This is a genomic window from Streptomyces sp. NPDC054834 (assembly GCF_053611185.1).
The window spans coordinates 50521-73928 of the sequence record NZ_JBSGZV010000032.1; the positions used below are offsets into that span (position 1 = coordinate 50521).

Annotated in this window: 18 protein-coding genes; 8 read left to right on the plus strand and 10 right to left on the minus strand. The window is 70.5% G+C overall.

Going from position 1 to position 23408, the window contains the following annotated elements:
• Nucleotides 1-7: 7 nt before the first annotated feature.
• The 3 genes from ACWGJM_RS33185 to glnA all read right to left on the minus strand — a co-directional run bounded on the left by ACWGJM_RS33185 (nt 8) and on the right by glnA (nt 2690).
• Nucleotides 8-445, minus strand: coding sequence for a type II toxin-antitoxin system VapC family toxin (locus ACWGJM_RS33185; RefSeq protein WP_453415452.1), 438 nt, complete (start codon nt 443-445; stop codon nt 8-10).
• Nucleotides 442-711 carry a ribbon-helix-helix domain-containing protein gene (locus ACWGJM_RS33190; protein ID WP_453415453.1) on the minus strand — a complete coding sequence of 90 codons (270 nt, stop codon included), beginning with the start codon at nt 709-711 and terminating at the stop codon, nt 442-444. Before ACWGJM_RS33190 ends, ACWGJM_RS33185 begins: the two co-directional genes overlap by 4 nt.
• Nucleotides 712-1328: 617 nt before the next feature.
• Nucleotides 1329-2690, minus strand: coding sequence for a type I glutamate--ammonia ligase (gene glnA, locus ACWGJM_RS33195; RefSeq protein ID WP_453415454.1), 1362 nt, complete (start codon nt 2688-2690; stop codon nt 1329-1331).
• A gap of 327 nt (nt 2691-3017) precedes the next feature.
• On the opposite strand from glnA, the gene ACWGJM_RS33200 reads away from it, so the two are divergent.
• The gene (locus tag ACWGJM_RS33200) at nt 3018-4205 is read left to right on the plus strand and encodes a globin domain-containing protein (protein WP_453415455.1); all 1188 of its coding nucleotides are present in this window, start codon (nt 3018-3020) and stop codon (nt 4203-4205) included.
• 43 nt (nt 4206-4248) lie between these two features.
• Here ACWGJM_RS33200 and ACWGJM_RS33205 read toward each other — a convergent pair whose 3' ends face one another.
• Nucleotides 4249-4686, minus strand: coding sequence for an RrF2 family transcriptional regulator (locus tag ACWGJM_RS33205; RefSeq protein WP_453415456.1), 438 nt, complete (start codon nt 4684-4686; stop codon nt 4249-4251).
• Between the two features lie 146 nt (nt 4687-4832).
• Between ACWGJM_RS33205 and ACWGJM_RS33210 the strand changes: the two genes are divergently transcribed.
• The 4 genes from ACWGJM_RS33210 to ACWGJM_RS33225 all read left to right on the plus strand — a co-directional run bounded on the left by ACWGJM_RS33210 (nt 4833) and on the right by ACWGJM_RS33225 (nt 10481).
• Complete coding sequence (locus tag ACWGJM_RS33210) at nt 4833-5507, plus strand: DUF3105 domain-containing protein (RefSeq protein WP_453415457.1); 675 nt, start codon at nt 4833-4835, stop codon at nt 5505-5507.
• Nucleotides 5507-6130, plus strand: a complete 624-nt coding sequence (locus ACWGJM_RS33215; RefSeq protein ID WP_453415458.1) for a DUF305 domain-containing protein — start codon at nt 5507-5509, stop codon at nt 6128-6130. Before ACWGJM_RS33210 ends, ACWGJM_RS33215 begins: the two co-directional genes overlap by 1 nt.
• Nucleotides 6131-6349: 219 nt before the next feature.
• On the plus strand, nt 6350-8293 hold the full coding sequence (locus tag ACWGJM_RS33220) for a S53 family peptidase (protein WP_453415459.1): 1944 nt from the start codon (nt 6350-6352) through the stop codon (nt 8291-8293).
• A 115-nt stretch (nt 8294-8408) separates the two neighbouring features.
• The gene (locus ACWGJM_RS33225; RefSeq protein WP_453415460.1) at nt 8409-10481 is read left to right on the plus strand and encodes an NAD(+) synthase; all 2073 of its coding nucleotides are present in this window, start codon (nt 8409-8411) and stop codon (nt 10479-10481) included.
• A gap of 124 nt (nt 10482-10605) precedes the next feature.
• On the opposite strand, the gene ACWGJM_RS33230 is transcribed toward ACWGJM_RS33225, so the two are convergent.
• The 5 genes from ACWGJM_RS33230 to ACWGJM_RS33250 all read right to left on the minus strand — a co-directional run bounded on the left by ACWGJM_RS33230 (nt 10606) and on the right by ACWGJM_RS33250 (nt 16729).
• Nucleotides 10606-11019, minus strand: a complete 414-nt coding sequence (locus tag ACWGJM_RS33230) for a hypothetical protein (protein WP_453415461.1) — start codon at nt 11017-11019, stop codon at nt 10606-10608.
• 811 nt (nt 11020-11830) lie between these two features.
• Nucleotides 11831-13045 (minus strand): MFS transporter, encoded by a 1215-nt coding sequence (locus ACWGJM_RS33235; RefSeq protein WP_453415462.1) that lies wholly within the window; start codon nt 13043-13045, stop codon nt 11831-11833.
• A gap of 126 nt (nt 13046-13171) precedes the next feature.
• Nucleotides 13172-14230, minus strand: coding sequence for an endonuclease/exonuclease/phosphatase family protein (locus ACWGJM_RS33240; RefSeq protein WP_453415463.1), 1059 nt, complete (start codon nt 14228-14230; stop codon nt 13172-13174).
• 195 nt (nt 14231-14425) lie between these two features.
• Nucleotides 14426-15055: a TetR/AcrR family transcriptional regulator gene (locus ACWGJM_RS33245; RefSeq protein WP_453415464.1), complete on the minus strand. Its 630-nt coding sequence runs from the start codon at nt 15053-15055 to the stop codon at nt 14426-14428.
• Between the two features lie 84 nt (nt 15056-15139).
• Nucleotides 15140-16729 (minus strand): MFS transporter, encoded by a 1590-nt coding sequence (locus ACWGJM_RS33250; RefSeq protein ID WP_453415465.1) that lies wholly within the window; start codon nt 16727-16729, stop codon nt 15140-15142.
• A gap of 217 nt (nt 16730-16946) precedes the next feature.
• On the opposite strand from ACWGJM_RS33250, the gene panB reads away from it, so the two are divergent.
• The 3 genes from panB (at nt 16947) to ACWGJM_RS33265 (ending at nt 20002) form a co-directional block, all read left to right on the plus strand.
• The gene (gene panB, locus ACWGJM_RS33255; protein ID WP_453415466.1) at nt 16947-17813 is read left to right on the plus strand and encodes a 3-methyl-2-oxobutanoate hydroxymethyltransferase; all 867 of its coding nucleotides are present in this window, start codon (nt 16947-16949) and stop codon (nt 17811-17813) included.
• A 339-nt stretch (nt 17814-18152) separates the two neighbouring features.
• Nucleotides 18153-19178 (plus strand): ATP-binding cassette domain-containing protein, encoded by a 1026-nt coding sequence (locus ACWGJM_RS33260; protein ID WP_453415467.1) that lies wholly within the window; start codon nt 18153-18155, stop codon nt 19176-19178.
• Complete coding sequence (locus tag ACWGJM_RS33265; protein ID WP_453415468.1) at nt 19175-20002, plus strand: ABC transporter permease; 828 nt, start codon at nt 19175-19177, stop codon at nt 20000-20002. Before ACWGJM_RS33260 ends, ACWGJM_RS33265 begins: the two co-directional genes overlap by 4 nt.
• Nucleotides 20003-20058: 56 nt before the next feature.
• Here the strand turns inward: ACWGJM_RS33265 and ACWGJM_RS33270 are convergent, their stop codons facing one another.
• Complete coding sequence (locus ACWGJM_RS33270) at nt 20059-23325, minus strand: BTAD domain-containing putative transcriptional regulator (protein WP_453415504.1); 3267 nt, start codon at nt 23323-23325, stop codon at nt 20059-20061.
• Nucleotides 23326-23408 lie beyond the last annotated feature (83 nt).

A 23408-nucleotide genomic window follows, 5' to 3' on the forward strand; every position in this document is an offset into this window, starting at 1 on the left:
CGCCAGGTCAGAGATCGTCCGGAAGGATCCGGAAGTGGGTGTGTCCGCCGGTCAGCGGACGGACGGCACGGAAGTCACGGAGATCCCGAGTGAGTAGGGCATCCGTGCCGTACTCAGCGGCGAGCGCCACGTTCACGGCGTCCACCAGGTCGAGGTCGAGCGATCCGTACCGTGCCCGTACGGCCAGCGCGGCGTCCAGGATCTCAGGCGTGGGCGGGGCCAGGACCAGCCGCATCTGCCGCACCCGCGCCGTGAGTGAGCGGAGGATCCCGTCGGCCGCGGCGCGCCCGGCGCGGATGGTAGCCACTTGGTGCACCTCGGTCAGCGCCAGGGGCGTGGCGACAAGAAAGCCGCACTGGTCCGCAGCCTTTCTGGCCGCCTGGTGGTCCGGGTCGGAGCGGTTGAACAGTGTGAGGATTCCGGATGTGTCGGCGACGGCGATCAAGCCGCGTGCCCCCCGTTCCGGCGTTCACGCGCCTCGTAGCCCTCGGTGACCGCCGTCCGGACGTCCTCTCCAGTGACGGGCCCGCCAAGATCGAAGGTCTCCTCATCGGCCACGAACGGCTCGTCCCAGACCCGGTGCGCCAACGCGATGCGGTGGATGCCCTCGCGGATTATCTCGGCCTCGGAGACGCCCATGCGGGCGGCGGCGTCCTTGATCAGCGTGAGGTCACTGTCATCGGCGTAGACATTGGTGCGCTTCAGAGCCATACCGTCAAGGTACAGGATGTGTACCACCCTGGCATTGCGTGGACGTGCGAATTGAGCCGTTGCGCTAGCTGTCCAGAGCAGCAAGCGCCCGCGTCACCAGCCCCCGTGCGCCGCCGTACACCGCGCAACCTGACAGCTGCTGAAAGGCCCGGAGATAGAGGTCGACCCTGCCCAGGCTCGGTGAGTGTCGCGGCGGCAGCAAGGGAATCGGCGTGGACTCGCTGATCGTCAAAGACGGTGAAGGTCGCCATCGGCCAGATGGTCCGTTCGGCGGCGAAGGGGATCACGCCGCGGAACACCGCGGGCAGCCCCATCACCGAGAGCAGGTGCCCGAGAACGCGGCGTGGCCATCCGAGCTGTGGCGACCTTCCTGGATGTCGCTCTGGGATTCATCTATGGCCACAAAACTATCGATCTCATCCATATCCCAAGCGTCGCCCCGGGCCCTGTCTTCACAGAGGCACAGCACGTTCTGTACTTGCGCGGGCGGACGGGACTACGACCTGATATCGCGACGCCCCAGAGGCGCCCGAGACCCTCCCAACTTGCCTCCGGTCCCACGGCGAGATGCCGTGGGACCGGAGAAATCGATACGCCGAGCGGGCTCTGACCCGCCCCTACAGCACCGGCAGGTTCTTCCGCAGTTCGAACGCGGTGACCTCGGACCGGTACTCCTCCCACTCCGACTTCTTGTTGCGGAGGAAGAAGTCGAAGACGTGTTCGCCGAGGGTCTCGGCGACCAGGTCGCTGTTCTCCATGAGGGTGAGGGCCTCGCCGAGGTTCTGCGGGAGGGGCTCGATGCCCATCGCGCGGCGCTCGGCGTTGGAGAGGGCCCAGACGTCGTCCTCGGCGCCGGGCGGGAGCTCGTAGCCCTCCTCGATGCCCTTGAGGCCGGCGGCCAGGAGGAGGGCGTAGGCGAGGTAGGGGTTGGTGCCGGAGTCCAGGGAGCGGACCTCCACGCGTGCGGAGCCGGTCTTGCCGGGCTTGTACATCGGGACGCGGACCAGGGCCGAGCGGTTGTTGTGGCCCCAGCAGATGTAGGAGGGGGCCTCACCGCCGGCGCCCGCGGTGCGCTCGGAGCCGCCCCAGATGCGCTTGTAGGAGTTGACCCACTGGTTGGTGACCGCGGAGATCTCCGCCGCGTGCTTGAGCAGGCCCGCGATGAAGGAGCGGCCGACCTTGGAGAGCTGGTACTCCGCGCCGGACTCGTAGAACGCGTTGCGGTCGCCCTCGAAGAGGGAGAGGTGCGTGTGCATGCCCGAGCCCGGGTGCTCCGAGAACGGCTTCGGCATGAAGGTGGCCTGGACGCCCTGCTCCAGCGCCACCTGCTTCATGACCAGGCGGAACGTCATGATGTTGTCCGCGGTGGAGAGCGCGTCGGCGTAGCGGAGGTCGATCTCCTGCTGGCCCGGGGCGCCCTCGTGGTGGGAGAACTCCACCGAGATGCCCATCGACTCCAGCATGGTGATCGCCTGGCGGCGGAAGTCCATGCCGATGTTCTGCGGGGTGTGGTCGAAGTAGCCCGAGTTGTCGGCGGGCGTCGGGCGGGAGCCGTCGAGCGGGCGGTCCTTCAGCAGGAAGAACTCGATCTCCGGGTGGGTGTAGAAGGTGAAGCCCAGGTCGGAGGTGCGGGCGAGGGCGCGCTTGAGGACGTAGCGCGGGTCCGCGAAGGAGGGGGAGCCGTCCGGCATGAGGATGTCGCAGAACATGCGGGCGGTGCCGGGGGCCTCGGCGCGCCAGGGCAGGACCTGGAAGGTGGAGGGGTCCGGCTTGGCGATCATGTCGGACTCGTAGACCCGGGCGAAGCCCTCGATGGCGGAGCCGTCGAAGCCGATGCCCTCGTCGAAGGCCTGTTCCAGCTCGGCCGGGGCCACGGCCACGGACTTGAGGAAGCCCAGCACGTCCGTGAACCACAGGCGTACGAACCGGATGTCGCGCTCCTCCAACGTCCGGAGTACGAACTCCTGCTGCTTGTCCATCTTCCGCTTCCCCATCCTTGCTGGTCAGGCCGCCTGTCCCCCGTCCCACGGGAGGCGGTCGGGCACCTGAGCATCCCACCACAACACCATTTCACGCGTGTTGCCGACCTTGATCGTCCGACCGTCCACGGCCTGAACGCCTCGCGTACGGCGGATGTACTGCTCTCCGCCCATCTTGCCTGCTCGCACCGACATCCGTAATGGGCCGTCCGCTTCCGTCGTGAGCGACGCCACTCCCCTTTAATTTGTATCTCAGATGCAAGTTTTATTAGCGTTCTGATCAGTGCCGGGCCCGCCTCGGGCCCGTCGAGCCACGAGGAGTCCGTCATGCTCTCCGAGCAGTCCGCAGCCACCGTCCGCGCCACGCTCCCCGTCGTCGGCGCCGCCATCGGCGAGATCACCGAGCGCTTCTACGCCGGGCTCTTCGCCGCCCACCCGGAACTGCTGCGCGACCTGTTCAACCGCGGCAACCAGGCCGCCGGCACCCAGCGCCAGGCCCTCGCCGGTTCGATCGCCGCCTTCGCCACGTACCTCGTGGACCACCCGGACCAGCGGCCGGACGCGATGCTGGGCCGCATCGCCCACAAGCACGCCTCCCTCGGCGTCGCGCCCGAGCAGTACGCGGTCGTCCACGAGCACCTCTTCGCCGCCATCGTCGAGGTCCTCGGCGAGGCGGTCACGCCCGAGGTCGCCGCCGCCTGGGACGAGGTGTACTGGCTGATGGCGAACGCCCTCATCGCCGTAGAGAAGCGGCTGTACGAGGAGAGCGGCAGCCGCGGATGGCGGGAGTGGGAGGTCGTCGAGCGCGCCGCCGAGACCGCCGACGTCGTCACCTTCCGGCTGCGCCCGGTGGACGGCGGGCCGGTGCGGGACTTCCGCGCGGGGCAGTACGTCTCCGTCGGCGTGGAGCTGCCCGACGGCGCCCGGCAGATCCGGCAGTACAGCCTCTCCGGTGCGCCGGGGACGACGGTGCGGCAGATCAGCGTGAAGGCGGTGCGCGGCGGCGCCACCCCTGACGGCGAGGTCTCCAACCACCTCCACGCGCGCGTGCGCGAGGGCGACGTCCTCCAGCTGTCCGAGCCGTACGGCGACCTCGTCCTGGACGACGCCACGGACACGCCGCTGCTGCTCGCCTCCGCCGGCATCGGCGTGACCCCGATGGTCGCGATGCTGGCGCGGCTGGCGGAGACCGGTCACCGCGCCCCGGTCACCGTCGTGCACGGCGACCGCTCCCCCGCCGACCACGCCCTGCGCGTCGACCACGAGGCGTTCGTGGCGAAGCTCCCGGACGCGGCGGCGCACTTCTGGTACGAGGAGCAGGCCCCGGCGAACGGGCGGTCCGGGCTGGTGGACCTGGGCGACATCGCCGTACCGGAGGGCACGCGCGCGTACCTGTGCGGCCCGCTCCCCTTCATGCGCGCGATCCGCACCCAGCTGCTCGAGAAGGGCGTGGCACCCGCCGACATCCACTACGAGGTCTTCGGCCCGGACCTGTGGCTGGCGTCGCAGGGCTGAGAGGGGCCCAGGGCCGAGAGGGGCCCATGCTCCGCAGCCGCCCCTAGGACGCCCGGGCGATCTCCAGCAGCAGCGGCCCGGTGGGGGCGGTGACCATGTCCGCCACCGTGAGCGGGTCCAGGGTGGCGAAGAACGCCTCCTGGGCCCGCCGCAGTGCGCCGCGCAGGCGGCACGCGGAGTTCAGGGGGCAGGGCGTGGCGCCGCCCTCGCAGTCGACCACGTCGCCTTCGCCCTCGAAGGCGCGCACCACGGCGCCGACGGAGGCCCCGCGTCCCTTCTCGGTGAGCGCGAGCCCGCCGCCCCGGCCGCGCCGGGCGTGGACCAGGCCCATGTGCTGGAGCTCGGCGACGACCTTCGCCGCGTGGGTGTAGGGCACGTCCATGTCCCCCGCGACCTCCCGGGTCGTGGGGGTGGCCCCGCCCGCGACGGCGAGTCGCATGAGCATCCGCAGGGCGAGGTCGGTGGAGCGCAGCAGCCGCATACCAGCCAGCCTAGATAATGCGCATCCGGCGTTCAAATTATCGTTTCCCTACCGTTTCCGCCGACCTCCCTACGGCGGGAAAGCCTCCCCCGACTACGATCAGCGAGCCCCACCCGTCCCTTTCCTTTCCCCAGAAGGACACCGTCATGGGTTCCGCGAAGAACACCGGCAACGCCGCGCGCAAGGCGCGAATAGAAGAGATGCGGCGTGCAGAGCAGGCCCGCGAGCGGCGCAACCGGCTGCTCACCGTCGCCGCGAGCGTGGTGGTGGTCGCCGGTCTCGTGGTCGGCGGTGTCGTGCTGGTGCGCTCGCAGTCGGACAGCGGCAAGGACACGGCGAGCGGCTCCAAGAGCTCCGGGGACTCGGGCCACTTCACGACCGGCAAGGACGGTGTGCGGACCTGGTCGGGCAAGCTGTCGCGGACGCATGTCACCACGTCCGTGAAGTACCCGATGCACCCGCCCGTGGGCGGCAACCACAACCCGGTCTGGCTGAACTGCAACGGCAACGTCTACACCTCGCCGGTGAAGGACGAGAACGCCGTGCACGCGCTGGAGCACGGCGCGGTCTGGGTGACGTACACCGCGAAGGCGAAGAAGGCGGACGTGGACGCGCTCGCCGCCAAGGTGAAGCAGACTCCGTACACGCTGATGAGCCCGTACGAGAACCAGGCGGCGCCGCTGATGCTGTCGGCCTGGGGCCACCAGCTGACCGCGAAGAGCGCCGACGACCCGGCGGTGAACAAGTTCTTCGCCACCTACGTCCAGGGCAAGCAGACGCCCGAGCCGGGTGCCTCGTGCACCGGCGGGACGATGAAGTGATGCGGCTCGTCGGCTGGGTCGCGGGCGCCGCGGCGGCGGTGCTCGTCGCGGCCGGGGCGATCACGTACGCGGTGGCCGAGGACGGGGACTCCGCCCCGAGCACCCCGGGCGCGGAGTCCGCGGACGCCGGGTTCGCGCGGGACATGGCGGTCCATCACCAGCAGGCCGTCGAGATGTCGTACATCGTGCGCGACCGCACGAAGAACGAGGAAGTCCGGCGGCTCGCCTACGACATCGCGCAGACGCAGGCCAACCAGCGCGGGATGCTGCTGGGCTGGCTCGACCTGTGGGAGCTGCCCAAGGTGTCGGCCGAGCCGCCGATGACCTGGATGGGCATGGGCGACATGCCCGCCGGCAAGGACGGCGCGCTGATGCCGGGCATGGCCACCAACACCGAGCTGAAGAAGCTCCAGGGCCTCAGCGGCAAGCAGGCCGAGGTCCTCTTCCTCCAGCTGATGACGGATCATCACAAGGGCGGCATCCACATGGCCGAGGGGTGCGTGGCGAAGTGCACCGTCGGCGTGGAGAAGAAGCTCGCGCAGGGCATGGTGGACGCGCAGCAGTCGGAGATCCAGCTGATGGCGGACATGCTCAAGGAGCGCGGGGCGCAAGCGCGTTCTTAACACTCCCGCAAGGATGAAAGCCTCAAATCGCCCTTCCTTACCGTTACTTGGGCTTCTCTTGACTTTCGCGTTCCCCTGGCATGAACGGTTCATCGAAAGAGTGGCCCCCATCGTGTGATCCATCGGGCCGAACCGCCGCGGGCCCGGCGCGGATCGCCGATGACCAACCACACATGCCTACATGCGCCTCACATCGCGAGGAGCATCGCAGGGGGTTACATGAGATCCAACCGCGCCAACCTGCGCACCGTGAGCCTGGCAGCGACACTGCCCATGGTCGCCGGTGCGCTGGCGCTCGGCATACCCGCGGCGCACGCCGCGGACAACCCGGGCCGGGACACGCTCGCGGGCACCAAGCCCGCCTGGGCCACGGCCAAGGCGGACAAGGGTTCCACCTCGAACAGCGCCCAGGTCTCCGCCCGGGTCTACCTGGCCGGACGCGACGCGTCCGGCCTCGCGGCCTACGCCAAGGCGGTGTCCGACCCGAGCTCGCCGCAGTACGGCAAGTACCTCAGCGCCAAGCAGGCCCAGGCCCGCTACGGTGCCACCAAGGCCCAGGTGGCCGCCGTCAAGTCCTGGCTGAAGTCGGCCGGGCTGAAGGTCACCGGGGCCACGCAGCACTACGTCACCGTCAGCGGTGACGTGGCCGCCGCCGAGAAGGCGTTCGGCACCCAGCTGCACAACTACGTCAAGGGCTCCAAGACCTACCGCGCGCCGTCGAAGACGGCCTCCGCGCCGGAGAGCCTGAACGGCGCCGTCCTGACCGTCACCGGCCTGGACAACGCGCCGCACAAGGCGAGCCACGACGACCAGCTGCCCGGGCCGGGCACGGTGTTCAAGAACTCCGGGCCGTTCTCCTCGTACTACGGCTCGAACACCGCGAGCACGCTGCCCGACGCGTACGGCTCGAAGATCCCGTACGCCGTCAAGGGCTACACCGGCAAGCAGCTGCGGGCCGCCTACGGCGCCGGCAGCTACACGGGCAAGGGTGTCCGCGTCGCCATCACGGACGCGTTCGCCTCGCCGACCATCGCCTTCGACGCGCAGACCTACGCGAAGAAGCACGGCGACGCCGCCTGGAAGACCGGCCAGCTGAAGCAGGTGCTGCCCAAGAACTACAAGCACACCGGCGCCGACGAGTGCGACGCCTCCGGCTGGTACGGCGAGGAGACCCTCGACGTCGAGGCCGTGCACGCGGTCGCGCCGGACGCCGACGTCACGTACGTGGGCGGCGCGTCCTGCATGGACGACGACCTGCTCGACTCGCTCAGCAAGGTCGTCGACAACCACCTGGCCGACATCGTCTCCAACTCCTGGGGCGACATCGAGGCCAACCAGACGCCGGACCTGGCCGCGGCCTACGACCAGGTCTTCCAGTTCGGCGCGGTCGAGGGCATCGGCTTCTACTTCTCCTCCGGCGACAACGGCGACGAGGTCGCCAACACCGGTACGAAGCAGGTCGACACCCCGGCCAACTCGGCCTGGGTGACGGCGGTCGGCGGTACCTCGCTGGCGGTCGGCAAGGGCGACACGTACCTGTGGGAGACCGGCTGGGGCACCGAGAAGGCCTCGCTGTCGGCCGACGGCAAGAGCTGGACGGGCTTCCCCGGCGCCTTCACCTCGGGTGCGGGCGGCGGCACCAGCAAGACCGTGGCCGAGCCCTCCTACCAGAAGGCCGTCGTCCCGGACTCGCTCGCCAAGGCCAACGGCGCCGCCGGCAACCGTGTCGTCCCGGACATCTCGGCGATCGCCGACCCGAACACCGGCTTCAAGGTCGGCCAGACCCAGACCTTCCCGGACGGGTCGGAGCAGTACAGCGAGTACCGCATCGGCGGCACCTCGCTGGCCGCGCCGGTGATCGCGGCCGTGCAGGCCCTGGCCCAGGAGGCGGGCGGTGGCAAGGCGCTCGGCTTCGCCAACCCGGCGATCTACGCCAAGTACGGGTCGAAGGTGTACCACGACGTCACCGACAACCCGACCGGCAAGGGCCTGGCCGTGGCCCGCGTGGACTTCGCCAACGGCTACGACGCCGCCGGCGGCCTGCTGACCTCGGTCCGCAGCCTCGGCAAGGACAGCTCGCTGTCCGCGGTGAAGGGCTACGACGACGTGACCGGCGTGGGCACGCCCGCGAACGGCTACGTGGATTCGTACAAGAAGCACTGAGGCACCGCCGGTAACGGCACCTGTGGGGCGCGGGATGTGATCATCCCGCGCCCCTTCGGCGTGGGTGGGGAGACCCGCCACCCCATCGTGTCGCTCTGACGATTACACTGGGCGGGTGCCTCCGTTGAACTTCTGGTCGATCTATCAGCACGGCTTCGCACGCGTCGCCGCGTGTACGGGTCACACCGTCATCGCGGACCCGCACGCCAACGCCGAAGCGGTCCTTCGCCACGCACGCCGGTGCGCCGAGGAAGGGGTCGCCGTCGCCGTCTTCCCGGAGATGTGCCTGTGCGGCTACTCGATCGAGGACCTGCTGCTCCAGGACGCGCTGCTCGATCAAGTCGAGGAAGCGGTCCAGGAGGTGGTGGCCGGCTCGGCGGGGCTGCTGCCGGTGCTGGTCGTCGGCGCCCCGCTGCGCCACCGCAACCGGGTCTACAACTGCGCGGTGATCGTGCACCGGGGCCGTGTCCTCGGTGTCGTGCCCAAGTCGTATCCCCCGAACTACCGGGAGTTCTACGAGCGCCGGCAGATCGCCGACGGCGCCGACGAGCGCGGCGGGTCGATCCGGGTCGGCGGCGAGTCCGTGCCGTTCGGCGTGGATCTGCTGTTCGCGGCGGACGACGTCCCGGGTCTCGTGCTGCACGCGGAGATCTGCGAGGACATGTGGGTGCCGGTGCCGCCCAGCGCGGAGGCGTCCCTCGCCGGTGCGACCGTCCTCGTCAATCTCTCGGGCAGCCCGATCACGGTCGGGCGGGCCGAGGACCGCAAGCTGCTGTGCCGCTCGGCGTCCTCCCGCTGTCTCGCCGCGTACGTCTACGCGGCGGCCGGCCTCGGCGAGTCGACCACCGACCTGTCCTGGGACGGCCAGGCCATGGTCTACGAGAACGGCGTGCTGCTGGCGGAGACCGAGCGGTTCCCGCTCGGCGACAGTTACGCGGTGGCCGACGTGGACCTCGACCTGCTGCGGCAGGAGCGGCAGCGGATGGGCACGTTCGACGACAACCGCCGCACGCACCGCGCACGGACCGGCGACTTCCGGACGGTCGCCTTCGAGCTCGATCCGCCGCTCACCGACCTGGGGCTGCGCCGTCGCCTGGAGCGCTTCCCGTTCGTGCCGGCCGACCCCGACCGGCTCGCCCTGGACTGCTACGAGGCGTACAACATCCAGGTCGAGGGCCTCCAGCAGCGACTGGCGGCGATCGGCGGCCCGAAGGTGGTCATCGGGGTGTCCGGCGGTCTCGACTCCACGCACGCGCTGATCGTCGCCGCCCGCGCGATGGACCGCGCCGGCCGCCCGCGCAGCGACATCCTGGCCTGGACGCTGCCCGGCTTCGCCACCAGCGACCACACCAAGGACAACGCCCACAAGCTGATGAACTCCCTCGGCGTCACCGCGGCCGAGCTGGACATCACACCCACCGCGCGGCTGATGCTGAAGGAGATGGGCCACCCGTTCGCGTCCGGCGAGCCGGTGTACGACGTCACCTTCGAGAACGTGCAGGCGGGTCTGCGCACCGACTACCTCTTCCGGCTCGCCAACCAGCGCGGCGGCATCGTGCTCGGGACCGGCGACCTGTCGGAGCTGGCGCTCGGCTGGTCCACGTACGGCGTCGGCGACCAGATGAGCCACTACAACGTCAACTCGGGCGTGCCGAAGACGCTGATCCAGCACCTGATCCGCTGGGTCATCAGCAGCGGCCAGTTCGACGAGGAGACCGGCAAGACCCTTGCAGCGATCCTCGACACCGAGATCAGCCCGGAGCTCGTACCGGGTGAGGAGATGCAGTCCACCGAGTCCAAGATCGGCCCGTACGCGCTGCACGACTTCACGCTCTTCCACGTGCTGCGCTACGGCTTCCGGCCGTCGAAGATCGCGTTCCTGGCGTGGCACGCCTGGCATGACGCGGAGTCCGGCGAGTGGCCGCCCGGCTTCCCGGAGGCCAAGCGGGTGGCGTACGACCTGGCGGAGATCCGGCGGTGGCTGGAGGTCTTCTGCCGTCGCTTCTTCGGGTTCGCGCAGTTCAAGCGATCGGCCATGCCGAACGGTCCGAAGGTCTCGGCCGGCGGTTCGCTCTCACCGCGCGGCGACTGGCGTGCGCCGTCGGACGGCAACGCGCGGGCGTGGCTGCGGGACCTGGCCCGGTTCGACCTGCCAAGCCCAGCGGACGGCAACGACCGTCGGGCATGATCGTGCGGCTCTCCGCCGGGGCCCCTCCGAAGGGCCCCGGCGGCGTGCGCCCCGCCCCGAGCGATGACCCATCGGGGCCCCCTCTCACAGGGGCTGCGGCCGATCCGCGAGTGTGGACCTCAGGTCAGGCGTTGTTGACTATCTCGTACGACTCCTCGCCGTACCCGTTGCCGTAGTCCGGCACCACCCGGACGGTGATCTGGAACCAGTGGTTCTCCGGGAGGTTGAAGTAACCCCCGTCCGCAGCTGAGGAGTAGTGGCACTTGCCGTCGTTCTTCGTGTCGCTCAGGCTCATCTGGTAACGCTTCGCCGTCTCGTCGTAGACGTAGATCGTCGCGTACCGGCCGTCGGACTTGGTGTCGCAGACCTTGAAGTGGTCGCCGTGCTTCTCGAAGTAGGCGACAGCTCCTCGCTGGGAGCCGTTGTACCAGGGCCCGTACCCGTAGGTGATGGCAGCGGCGGGCGAAGTGGCCACCGTCGCAGCGGTGACGGTGGCACCGGCGAGGAGACCGATGCGGCTCAGAACGGTTGACTTCATCGAGTTTTCCAATGCGTGACTCTAGTAGTAGTCAGGGGAAGGCCAGTCCTGGGCATGTCCGACTCCCCGTCGGTTGATGACCCTGCGTCAGACAGCGGCGCAGAGCCGGACGATCGCCCGGACCAGACCCGTCGAAACGATAGCGCCAGTGATCAGCCGGATGGCCGGCACAAAGGGAACGAGCCGCACTCCGGCGGCGTGAACACCCCCACCACACCCACGTCTGCCGCCGGCCGACGTGGAGTCTCTCCGGCATCGACGACATCAAGCAGAGGGGTGACCCGGAGCGTTTGCCGGACGACTGCTCGAACCTTCCGTGTGACCTGGTGTACGAAGTGCACTTCGACGCGGTCGTCAGCTTCTACACGTGCGTCAACTCTGACGTGCCTGCCACTGAGGCGGGCTGCCCGACGCCGATACCGTCTACCTGCCGACGGGTCGCACCGGCCGATCAGCTCACTCCATGTGGGCGACCGGGTGCTGGCGGCCGACCCGAACACCGGCAGCCTGTGTTCCGAGCCCATCACGGATACCTACCGGCACAGCACTGACCGGCTGATGACCATCGGCCTGGCTGGTGGCGGCATCCTGGACACCACCGCTGGGCACAAGGTCCGTACAGCCGAGCGTGGCCGGATCGTCGCTTCGCAGTTGCTGCCGGGCGACCGACTGCTCGGCGCGGACAGCACCCCCAGGACTGTGACCGGTGTCCGTGACCGCTCCGGTCCCACAGGAAACCGGAGACGGGGCGTTCTCCCGCAGTGGAGAACACCCCGTCGGACTTCAGGTGTGCCCTTGATCGCAGGCTGGGTCAGTGGTGCAACACGCCCGACTGCTCAGGCACGTGGGTGGCGACCACCCGGCCTGCCCGGGCAACCTCCCGGCGCCGGTCCACGGCATACGCCACGCCGGCCACCCCCAGTCCCAGTACCGCCAGCGCCGCACCGGCCACCGCCGGGGACGTCGTGCCGAAGCCCGCCGCCAGGGCCAGCCCGCCGATCCACGCGCCGCCGGCGTTGGCCAGGTTGAAGGCGGCCTGGTTGGCGGAGGAGGCCAGGGAGGGGGCCGCGGAGGCCTTCTCCATGACCATGAGCTGGAGCGGGGAGCCGGTGATGAACGCGGCCATGCCGAGGAGGGCGACCCCGAGGGCCGCGCTCCACTCCGCCCGCATGAGGACCGGGAACAGCAGCAGGACCGCGGCCAGGGAGGTGAGGCCGCCGAACAGGGTGCCGCGCAGCGAGTGGTCGGCCAGGCGGCCGCCGAGCAGGTTGCCGACGGTGGCGCCGACGCCGAACAGCGCGAGCAGCAGCGTCACGCTGGACTCGGCGAACCCGGCGGAGTCCGTCAGCATCGGCGTGACGTAGCTGTACGCCGAGAACAGGGCGCCGAAGCCGGCCACCGTCGTGCCGAGGGCCAGCCAGACCGGCAGGGAACGCAGGGCGGCCAGTTCGCCGCGCAGACCGGCCGCGGTCGCGTGGGTGTGGTCGTGGGGGATCAGCGCGGCGAGCGAGGCTATCGCCGCCAGGCCGATCACGCTGACGCCCAGGAACGTCGCCCGCCAGCCCAGGTGCTGGCCCACGAGGGTGGCGACGGGGACACCGGCGATGTTCGCCACCGTCAGCCCCAGGAACATCAGGGACACGGAGCGGGCCTTGCGCTCCGGCGGCACCATGGTCGTCGCTACCACCGCGCCCACGCCGAAGAAGGCGCCGTGCGGCAGGCCGCTGAGGAAGCGGGCGGCCAGCAGCGACTCGTTGCCGGGGGCGAACGCGGAGAGCACGTTGCCCACGACGAACAGGGCCATCAGGCCGATCAGCACCGTACGGCGGGACATCCGCGCGGTGACCGCGGCGAGCAGCGGGGCGCCGATGACGACGCCCAGCGCGTATGCCGAGACCAGGTGCCCGGCGGTGGGGATCGAGATGTTCAGGTCGTCCGCGACCTCGGGCAGCAGGCCCATGATCACGAACTCGGTCGTACCGATGCCGAAGGCGCCCACGGCAAGGGCTAGCAGGGCCAGGGGCATGAGGGGACCTCTCAGAGCAGTTCCGTGCAGTTCCGTGCAGTGACTCGACTTCTCAGTCGCATCTCTCAGTCGTATCACTATGTTCAAGTACGGAACAAACGCTCTCAGAGCCAGTATTCCAGCAGGTTAAGACCCGGTTGCCGATGTGGTGACCTTCACACGCGCCGCCACCGGCAGATGGTCACTGCCCGTCCGCGGGAGGGTCCAGGAGCTTTCCGGTTCGATGCCCTTGACCATGATCTGGTCGATCCGGGCCATCGGGAACGACGCCGGCCAGCTGAAGCCGAAGCCGCTGCCCGCCGCGCCCTGCGTCGAACGCATCTGGGAGGTGACGGCGTTGAGGGCGCGGTCGTTCATCGTGCCGTTCAGGTCACCGAGCAGCACGACCTGCTTGACCGTCTCGTCTGCGATCGCCTCGCCCAGCGCGTCGGCGCTCGTGTCGCGCTGCCGGGCGGTGAACCCGGCCTCCATCTTCACCCGCACCGACGGCATATGGGCGACGTACACCGCGACCGGCCCCTTCGGGGTCGCCACCGTGGCGCGCATGGCCCGCGTCCAGCCCAGCTTGATGTCCACGGCCCGGGCGCCGCTCAGCGGGTACTTGCTCCACAGCCCGACCGTGCCCTGCACCGAGTGGTACTTGTACGTCGACGCCAGCGCCTTCTCGTACACCGGCACGGCGGACGCCTTCAGTTCCTCCAGCGCCAGCACGTCCGCGCCGGAGGAGGCCACGTCCCGCGCGGTGCCGGACGGGTCCGGGTTGTCGGCGTTGACGTTGTGCGTGGCCACCACCAGATCGCCGCCGCCGCCCGACTTGTCGGTCAGCAGCCCCCCGAAGAGGTTCAGCCATACGATCGCCGGCAGCAGCACGGCGATCAGTGCCGTCGCCGACTTCCGCACCAGCCCCAGGACCAGCAGTACCGGGACCGCCAGCCCCAGCCAGGGCAGGAAGGTCTCGGTGAGGCTGCCGAGATTGCCGATCCGGTTGGGGATGTGCGAGTGCAGCAGCATCACCAGGGCGAGCAGCAGCGCGAGCACCGCGAGGACGATGCCCCGGCGCCAGACACGCGGGTCACCGCGCCAGCCCTCGAGGAACCCGGTCACCAGGCGCCGGAGCCGAGACCCCCGACGCTCGGGCCCCGAGCCGCCGTTGTCCGTCTCCGTCACGTACGCCTGCTGCGCCATACCGTCTGCCTCACTGCCTGCCGTGCACACCGTCGTCCCCATGTGTTCTTCCGACCCTAGGGGATGATCGGCTTCGGTCCCGCCGTCCATGACGGCCGTACGGGCACGAGGACGAACAAGTCGGCGCGGGGAGTTCCGGTTACGGGGGCGACCAACCCTGACTGTGACGAAACGCGCACATTAGGCTGCTCGGCCCTAGAGGTCCGGCGAGCTGACGGGCCGTAGGCCTTCGAGAACCGTGTCGACGATCTGTTCCGCGAGCCCCTCGGGGAGGTCGGCGTCGGGGCGCAGGAGGGAGCGGGTGAGCATGGGGCCGACGAACATGTCGTTGACCAGTTCCAGGTCCACGTCCGCGCGGAGCTCGCCGTTGCGCTGCCCCCGGCGCAGAACCTCGAGTCCGATGTTGCGCCGGGGAGTTATCACATTGGCGTGGTAGGCGGCCCAGAGCTTGGGGCTGCTCTTCATCTGCGCGTGCACGTTGTGCAGGATCGCCGAGGACCGGCTGACCAGGCCGCGCCGGCGCAGCGCCTCCAGCAGCACCACCAGGTCGTCCCGCATCGAGGTGCCGGGGAGCTCGGGGTCCTCGGGTTCGGCGGCGCGCATGACGTCGACGAACAGCTCCTCCTTGCCGCTCCAGCGGCGGTAGATGGTCGCCTTGCCGACCCCGGCGGTGCGGGCGATGCGCTCGATGGAGAGTTCGGCCAGCGACACGCCCTCCTCGAGGAGTCGCATCACACCCTCGAGGATGGCCTGTTCCACCGCCTCGCTGCGGGGGCGGCCCCGGGTGGGGGCGCTCGGCCGGGGCCCGCTGTCGGCAAGGCTCACGTCGTTCCGTCCTTTCGCCTGCTGCGCACCGATTGTCGCGCAGCTGCCTCCTCCCCCGTCGATCGAGTCTCCCCCGTGCACGGGCTACTCTCCGGCCGCCACCAACTGCGGCTCCTCCGTGTCCTCCTGACGCGTCGGCGGCTTGCCCGGCAGGAAGAGGGCCACCACGACCGCGCCGATGAGCGCGACGCCGGTGCCGCACAGCGCGGTCATGTGCATGGCGTGCAGGAAGGCGTCGTTGGCCGGGCCGACGAGAGCCTTGCCCTGGGGGCCGAGCTTCTCGGCGACGCCGAGGGTGGCCCCGATGGACTCGCCCGCCGTGTCCCTGAGGCCGGCCGGCAGCAGGCCCAGCTTGTCCTCGATGCCGTTGCGGTAGGAGGTGGACAGGACCGAGCCGAGTACGGCGATGCCGAGGGCGCCGCCGACCTGGCGGAAGGTGTTGCTGAGGGCGGAGGCCGAACCGGCCTTCTCCCGCGGCAGGGCCTGCATGATGACGACGGAGGTCGGCGTCATGATGTGCGCCATGCCGGTGCCCATGAGGAAGAAGACGACCTCCAGCAGCCAGATCGGCGTGTCGGCCTCGAAGGTGGCGAAGGCGGCCAGCGTGCCCGCGATCACCACCAGGCCCGCCGTGGTGGTGGCCTTGTTGCCGAACCGGTCGACCACCAGCCGGGCCCGCGGCGCGAAGATCATCTGAGCGGCGGCCAGCGGCAGCATCAGCAGACCGGACTGGAGCGGCGAGTAGCCGCGCACGCTCTGGGTGTAGAAGACCGAGAAGAAGGTCACGCCCATCAGCGCGAAGAAGACCAGCGCGATGGCGCTCATGGCGGCCGAGAAGACCTTGTTCTTGAAGTAGGAGACGTCCAGGGACGGGTGGTCGCTGCGCTTCTCGAAGATCACGAAGCCGGTGAGGACGGCCAGGCCGGCCGCGATGGTCGCCAGCACCTTGGGGTCCGTGAAGTCGGCCAGCTCGCCGCCCTTGATGATGCCGTAGACGAGCAGGACCAGGCCGACGACGGACAGCACGACGCCGACGGGGTCGAGGCGGCCGGGGCTCGGGTCGCGGGAGTCGGGCACCAGCCAGAGCATCAGGCCGAGCGCGAGGATCACGATGGGCACGTTGATGAGGAAGACCGAGCCCCACCAGAAGTGGTCGAGCAGCGCGCCGCCGGTGATCGGGCCGATGGCGATGGCGAGGCCGACGCCGCCCGCCCAGATGCCGATGGCCTTGGGCTGCTCCTCGCGCTCGAAGACGTTCATCAGGACGGCGAGGGTGGCGGGCATGACGAACGCGGCACCGAGGGCCATCAGGGCGCGGTAGGCGATGAGCTGGCCGGGTGAGCCGGACTCGGCGGCCAGGGCCGAGCCGATGCCGAACACTATGAGCCCGCCGAGCAGAACCTTCTTGCGGCCGAGCCGGTCGCCGATCAGACCGGCGGTGAAGAGGAGGCCCGCGAAGACGAGGGTGTAGGAGTTGATCGCCCACTCGATCTCGCTCTGGGTGGCACCCAGACCGGTCGGCGCCGGCGTGGAGATCGTCTTGATGGCGACGTTCAGGATCGAGTTGTCCAGCACCACGATGAGCAGGCTCAGCATCAGCACGCCGAGGATCGCCCAGCGGCGCCGATGGACCTCTTCCGGTATCCGGCGGGCAGGGACGGCAGGAGTAGTCATGCGGCAGAGCCTAGGGCAATTCCAATACGGCACCGTCTCGTATCTGAATTCCTTTACCGACACCTTACAAATGCGGCGCTCCGCGCAAGCGGGGCGCAAGCCGTGCGCGAGGGATCACGCGGGGTCCCCCTGGCCCTGTCTGGCACGAGGTGCCACCATGGGAGGCGGTCCGGGGACGCCGTCAGGGCGCCTCGAGATGACGTTAGGAGCCGTTGCAATGACGCAGCTTTCGGCTGCCCAGACGAAGCCCTCCGACGGCAGCAAGTCGCTGTACGGGGGCAAGGGCACGCGCCGCATCACCGTCCGCGACATCGCCCTCGCCAAGGAACGCGGCGAGAAGTGGCCCATGCTCACCGCCTACGACGCGATGACCGCGTCCGTGTTCGACGAGGCGGGCATCCCGGTCATGCTGGTCGGCGACTCCGCCGGCAACTGCCACCTCGGGTACGAGACGACCGTGCCCGTCACCCTCGACGAGATGACCATGCTGTCGGCGGCCGTCGTACGGGGTACGAACCGCGCCCTGATCGTCGGCGACCTGCCCTTCGGCTCCTACCAGGAGGGTCCGGTGCAGGCGCTGCGCTCGGCGACCCGGCTGGTGAAGGAGGCGGGTGTCGGCGCCGTGAAGCTGGAGGGCGGCGAGCGCTCGCACGAGCAGATCCGGCTGCTGGTGGAATCCGGCATCCCGGTCATGGCCCACATCGGCCTGACCCCGCAGTCCGTCAACGCCATGGGCTACCGCGTGCAGGGGCGCGGCGAGGAGGCGGCGCAGCAGTTGCTGCGCGACGCCAAGGCCGTGCAGGACGCGGGCGCGTTCGCGGTGGTGCTGGAGCTGGTGCCGGCGGAGCTGGCGGCCGAGGTGACGCGGGTGCTGCACATCCCGACCGTCGGCATCGGGGCCGGGCCGGAGACGGACGCGCAGGTCCTGGTGTGGACCGACATGCTCGGGCTGACGTCCGGGCGGGTGCCGAAGTTCGTCAAGAAGTACGCCGATCTGCGTGAGGTCATGGGCGGCGCGGCGAAGGCGTTCGCGGAGGATGTCGTCGGCGGAACGTTCCCGCTGGAGGAGCACTCCGTCCACTAGGACCATTGCCCGCACCACAGGCAGCCCGCCGATCTTCCCCCGTCGGCGGGCTGCCGCCTTGTTTCCCGCCGTTTCCTCGCCCCCGCCGCCCCTACCCGTTCCCATCCCCAGGGGCTCCGCCCCTTCGACCCCGCCGGGGGCTGCGCCCCCGAACCCCCGCGGGGCTGCGCCCCTGCACCCCGCCTGGGCTCCGCCCCGGACCCCGTCGGCCTGAACGGCCTCGTCCTCAAACGCCGGACGGGCTGAGAAGGGTCGGGGCGGAGCCCCCAGCGGTGACCGTCGGAGATGTGTAGGCGGCTTGTCGGTGGTTTGTCGGTCGGGGCTGGCACCGTCATCGGCATGACGCGAATCGACAACAACCCCACCGGCGCGGGCCACGCCGTCACCGTGCGGGGGCTGGTCAAGCACTACGGCGAGACCAAGGCGCTGGACGGGGTGGACCTGGACGTGCGCGAGGGCACCGTGATGGGTGTGCTCGGGCCGAACGGAGCCGGGAAGACCACCCTCGTAAGGATCCTGTCCACCCTGCTGGCCCCCGACGCCGGACAGGCGACCGTCACCGGCTACGACGTCGTACGGCAGCCCCGGCAGCTGCGCCGGGTGATCGGGCTCACCGGGCAGTACGCCTCGGTGGACGAGAAGCTCCCCGGCTGGGAGAACCTCTACATGATCGGACGGCTGCTCGATCTGCCGCGCAAGGACGCCCGCGCCCGCGCCGACGAGCTGCTGGAGCGGTTCTCCCTCACGGAGGCCGCCAAGCGCCCGGCAAGCACCTACTCCGGCGGTATGCGACGCAGGCTCGACCTCGCCGCATCCATGATCGGCCGGCCCCAGGTGCTGTTCCTCGACGAGCCGACGACGGGACTCGACCCCCGTACCCGCAACGAGGTGTGGGACGAGGTCAAGGCCATGGTCGGGGACGGCGTCACCGTCCTGCTGACCACCCAGTACATGGAGGAGGCCGAGCAACTGGCCTCGGAGCTGACCGTGGTGGACCGCGGCCAGGTCATCGCCAAGGGCGGCATCGAGGAGCTGAAGGCCAAGGTCGGCGGACGCACCCTGCGCGTGCGGCCGGCCGATCCGCTGGAGCTGCGCCCGCTCGCCCACATGCTCGACGAACTCGGCATCACCGGCCTGGCCGCCACCACCGTGGACACCGGCAACGGCACCCTGCTGGTGCCGATCCTCAGCGACGAGCAGCTGACCGCCGTGGTCGGCGCGGTCACCGCGCGCGGCATCACGATCACCTCCATCACCACCGAACTGCCCAGCCTGGACGAGGTGTTCCTGTCCCTCACCGGCCACCGCGCCAGTGCCCCGCAGGACGCCACGCTCGCCGACACCCGACAGGAGGTCGCCGCATGAGCGCCGCCACTCTCACCCCGACAGCCGCCGCCGCGAAGACCGACACCCCCATCCCGCTCCGCGCCCATCTGCGCCACACCGGCGCGCTGATCCGTCGCAACCTGCTGTGGATCCGGCAGGACCCGGAGTCGATGTTCGACGCCATCCTGTTCCCGGTGATCTTCACGCTGCTGTTCGTGTACGTCTTCGGCGGCTCGATCGGCAAGTCCATGGGCGGCGGCCAGGACCAGTACATCCAGTACGTCGTGCCCGGCCTGATGGCCATGATGGGCATGAACATGGCCCAGGGGGTGGGCACCGGCTTCAACACGGACTTCAACTCCGGTGTCATGGACCGCTTCCGGTCCCTGCCCATCGGCCGCGGCTCCGTGCTCTTCGCCAAGATCGCGGTGGAGCTGATGCGGATGCTGGCCGCGACCGCGGTGCAGATGGTGGTCGCCGTCCTCGTGGGCTACCACATCTCCAGCTGGCCCGGTCTGTTCGCCTCCGTGGGACTGTCCGCCCTGTTCGGCTCGGCCCTGATGTGGGTGTTCCTCACGCTCGGCGTGACGATGAAGAACGCGCAGTCCGTGCAGGCCATGGGCTTCCTGGTACTGATGCCGCTCCAGTTCGGCTCCTCGATCTTCGCTCCGACCGCCACGATGCCGGGCTGGTTGCAGAACTTCACCGACTACAACCCGCTGTCCGCGCTGGCGGACAGCGCGCGCGGACTGATGGAGGGCGGCCCGGTCGCGCACGACCTGTGGGTGACGGTGATCTGGTCGGTGGGGCTCACCCTGGTGATGGCGCCGATCGCGATCCACAAGTTCCGTACCAAGAACTGACGAACCGCGAACCGACGAACCGCGAACCGACGTACGCGCCGGCCCGGCCGGACGCGTCAGACCAGGGCGGTGGCCTCCGCGAGGGAGAGGCCACCGCCTTCCGCGTACGCGGAGTCGTACGTCTCCTCGTCGAGCACGGCCCGGATGGCCGCCTCGGTGCGTCCGCGCACCGCGCGCTCAAGGATCCCCTTGACATGGCCGGACGGCAGCAGCACGTCGGCGGCGCCCAGGCAGCGGGCGGCGTCGCGGGCACGGGCGCCGCCGTCGACCCCGGCCAGGGCCGTCGCGGCGATGGCGAGATACAGGGTCCGCAGGTGCGGGGCGATGGTCTCGGCCAGCGGGTCGCCGGCCTGCTCCAGCGCCCGCCTGATCTTGTCCAGGGCTTCGTCGGGGCGGCCGTCGACGGCGTTCACCCAGGCCTCCTGGCCGAGGATGAAGGCGTCGAAGACGACGAAGTGCGAGATCTGGAAGTCCTGGCGGAGCAGGTGGAGCTGCTCGCGGGCCTCCGCGACGCGATCGGTGAGCGAGAGCCAGCCGGAGAGGAACAGGCGGGCCATGGGCAGCGCTTCGCTGGTGCTGCCGTCCTGGCGTGCGATGATCTCGCGCAGCATGCGCTCGCCGGCCTCCGGCTCGCCCGTCTCCAGGAGCACTGCGGCCAGGCGGACGCCGAGCACCGCCGTCTGGGCGCGGGCGCCGAGGCGGTCGGCCTGCTCGATGGCCGCCCGGAAGTCGGCGGCGGCCGAGTCGTACTCGCCCTTGCGCTCGTAGGACTCGCCGCGCGCGGAGAGCGCCTCGGCGGCGCCCCAGGCGTCGCCGAGGCGCTGGAAAATCTCCAGTGCCTCGTCGGCGTCGCGCCTGGCGTCGCCCGCCCACTCGCTGCGGTTGGCGAGCATGTTGGCCCGCATCTGGAGGGTGGAGGCCAGTTCCCATTCGAAGCCCGGGGCCTCCCGGGAGGTCTGCACGCAGGCGTCGATGATGGTACGCAGCCGCTCCATGCCGCCGGTCAGCAGCACGGCGTAGAACCACAGCATGCCGGGGGGACGGCAGGTCTGCGGCAGGCCGGGTTCGTACACCTCGGTGATGACGCGCAGCTTCGCCTGGGCCTCGGGGGTCTGCCAGGCGTCCAGTTCGGTGTCCATGCAGGCGAGATGGGCCAGGTGCAGCCCGCGCCGGGCTTCGTCGAGCAGTTCGCCGGTGTACGGGGGCGGGACGTCGGTGCAGCGCTGCCACACCGGTGCGGCGCGGCGTACGGGCTCGTCGAACGGGTCGGGGCCGAGCGCCATGACCTCCCGGCACAGGTTGCGGGCCTCGATGCGCAGGTCGCGCATCTGCCAGTACCAGGCCAGCGAGAGGATCAGGCAGATCGCCTCCTGCTCGTCCTGCGCGGCGACGGCGCGGCGCAGGGCGGTGCGCAGGTTCTCGTACTCCAGCTGGAGCCGCTCGATGGCGGTGCCCTGCTCGGTGCCGCGCAGCAACGGGTCGGTGGCGCGGGCGAGTTCACGGAAGTACGTCAGGTGGGCGCGCTCGGTCTCCTTGCGCCTGCCGGACTCGTCGAGCCGTTCTCCCGCGTACTCGGCGACGGTCTCCAGGAGCCGGTAGCGCATCCCGCCGTCGGGGGCGGAGGCGGCGACGACCAGGGACTTGTCGACCAGGGAGCCCAGCGCGTCGAAGGCGTCCGGTCCGCACACCGCCTCGGCGGCGGCGAGGTCGCAGCCGCCCGCGAAGACCGACAGGCAGCGCAGCACCTCGCGTTCGCCCGCGTCGAGCAGGTCCCAGGACCAGTCGACGACGGCCCGCAGGGTCTGCTGGCGGGGCAGCACGGTGCGGCTGCCGGAGGTGAGCAGCCGGAAGCGGTCGTCGAGGCGGTCGACGATCTGGCGGGGCGTGAGCATCCGGAGCCGGGCGGCGGCGAGTTCGATGGCGAGGGGCAGGCCGTCGAGGCGCCGGCATATCTCGGCGCACGCCTCCGGGTCGTCCTCGGTGCGGAAGCCGGGCCGGGCGGCCGCGCCGCGGTCGGCGAGCAGCCGCAGCGCGACCGGCTCGGGCAGCGGTTCCACGGGGCGCAGCAGTTCGCCGGGGACGCCGAGGGGTTCCCGGCTGGTGGCGAGCACGGTGACCTCCGGGCAGCGGGCCAGCAGCCGCTCCGCGAGGCGGGCCGCCCCGTCCACCACGTGCTCGCAGTTGTCCAGGACGATCAGCATGCGGCGCCGGCCGCAGTGCTCGACGAGCCGTTCGACGGGGTCGTCGTGCCGGTCGGCGACGGCCCGCAGGCCCTCGGCGCCGGCGCCGTGCAGCACGGTCTCGCGGGCGCCGATCGCGGTGAGCACGGCCTCCGGTACGGCTTCCGGGTCGTCGACGGGCGCCAGCTCGGCCAGCCACACCCCGTCCCGGGCCGTGCCCCGCACGGCTTCGGCGGCCTCCTGCGACAGCCGGGTCTTCCCCGCTCCGCCGGGTCCGAGCAGCGTGACCAGCCGGGCCGTCGCGAGGTCCGACCGGAGTGCCTCGATGTCGGCCTCCCGGCCGACGAAGGAGGTGAGGCGGGCGGGGAGGTTGCCCGGGGCCGGCCCGGACGGGCGCACCGCTGCCGGCACCGTCTGCGGGGACAGCAACTCGACGTGCAACGCCCGTAGTTCGGGCCCGGGGTCGGAGCCGAGCCGTTCGGCGAGGAGCTGTCGTACGTCCTCGTAGGCGGCCAGTGCCTCCGCCGTGCGGCCCGCGTCGCGCAGGGCGCGCAGCCGCAGGGTCTGGAGGGGTTCGTCCAGGGGGTGGGTGTCGCACAGGGCGGTCAGCTCGGGCAGCGCCCCTTCGGCGTGTCCGAGGGCGAGGGCGGCGGTGTGCCGGGCGCGCAGGGCGTCCAGGCGGCGGTTGTCGCAGCGGGCGGTCTCGGCGGTGCGGTCGGGCAGGTCGGCGAGAGCGGGGCCGTGCCACAGCGCGAGGGCGTCGTCGAGGACCGTGGCCGCCTTCGCCGCGTCGCCGTCGGCCAGGGCGCGCAGCCCCTCCCCGGTCAGGCGTTCGAAGCGGTGCAGGTCGATGTCGTCGGGCGTGGCGGCGAGCCGGTACCCGCCCTCCGCCGAGGCGACCGCGTCGGCCCCCAGGGCCCGCCGGAGCCGCCCGACCAGCGCCTGGAGCGCGGCGGTGGCGTCGGCAGGTGAATCCCCGTCCCACACCTCGTCGACCAGCACCCCGACCGGCACCGTCCGTCCGGGCCTGAGCGCGAGCACGGTCAGCAGCGCGCGCAACCGCGCTCCGCCCACCGGGACGGACGTACCGTCGGGACGGAGTACCTGGGTGGTGCCGAGAACGCGATAGCGCACGGGCCCTATTCTCCCCGCTGGACTCACCGCCGGTCACAGGGTTGGCCCGGCGAGGCGCCCGCGGCCTCCAGACCGGCCGGCACCCCCACCGC

What these genes read in the sequence shown, in the direction of transcription:
- ACWGJM_RS33190 (WP_453415453.1), bottom strand. Translation starts at nt 711, where the DNA reads ATGGCTCTGAAGCGCACCAATGTCTACGCCGATGACAGTGACCTCACG.
- glnA (WP_453415454.1), bottom strand. Translation starts at nt 2,690, where the DNA reads ATGGACAAGCAGCAGGAGTTCGTACTCCGGACGTTGGAGGAGCGCGAC.
- ACWGJM_RS33200 (WP_453415455.1), top strand. Translation starts at nt 3,018, where the DNA reads ATGCTCTCCGAGCAGTCCGCAGCCACCGTCCGCGCCACGCTCCCCGTC.
- ACWGJM_RS33205 (WP_453415456.1), bottom strand. Translation starts at nt 4,686, where the DNA reads ATGCGGCTGCTGCGCTCCACCGACCTCGCCCTGCGGATGCTCATGCGA.
- ACWGJM_RS33210 (WP_453415457.1), top strand. Translation starts at nt 4,833, where the DNA reads ATGGGTTCCGCGAAGAACACCGGCAACGCCGCGCGCAAGGCGCGAATA.
- ACWGJM_RS33215 (WP_453415458.1), top strand. Translation starts at nt 5,507, where the DNA reads ATGCGGCTCGTCGGCTGGGTCGCGGGCGCCGCGGCGGCGGTGCTCGTC.
- ACWGJM_RS33220 (WP_453415459.1), top strand. Translation starts at nt 6,350, where the DNA reads ATGAGATCCAACCGCGCCAACCTGCGCACCGTGAGCCTGGCAGCGACA.
- ACWGJM_RS33230 (WP_453415461.1), bottom strand. Translation starts at nt 11,019, where the DNA reads ATGAAGTCAACCGTTCTGAGCCGCATCGGTCTCCTCGCCGGTGCCACC.
- ACWGJM_RS33235 (WP_453415462.1), bottom strand. Translation starts at nt 13,045, where the DNA reads ATGCCCCTGGCCCTGCTAGCCCTTGCCGTGGGCGCCTTCGGCATCGGT.
- ACWGJM_RS33240 (WP_453415463.1), bottom strand. Translation starts at nt 14,230, where the DNA reads ATGGCGCAGCAGGCGTACGTGACGGAGACGGACAACGGCGGCTCGGGG.
- ACWGJM_RS33250 (WP_453415465.1), bottom strand. Translation starts at nt 16,729, where the DNA reads ATGACTACTCCTGCCGTCCCTGCCCGCCGGATACCGGAAGAGGTCCAT.
- panB (WP_453415466.1), top strand. Translation starts at nt 16,947, where the DNA reads ATGACGCAGCTTTCGGCTGCCCAGACGAAGCCCTCCGACGGCAGCAAG.
- ACWGJM_RS33260 (WP_453415467.1), top strand. Translation starts at nt 18,153, where the DNA reads ATGACGCGAATCGACAACAACCCCACCGGCGCGGGCCACGCCGTCACC.
- ACWGJM_RS33265 (WP_453415468.1), top strand. Translation starts at nt 19,175, where the DNA reads ATGAGCGCCGCCACTCTCACCCCGACAGCCGCCGCCGCGAAGACCGAC.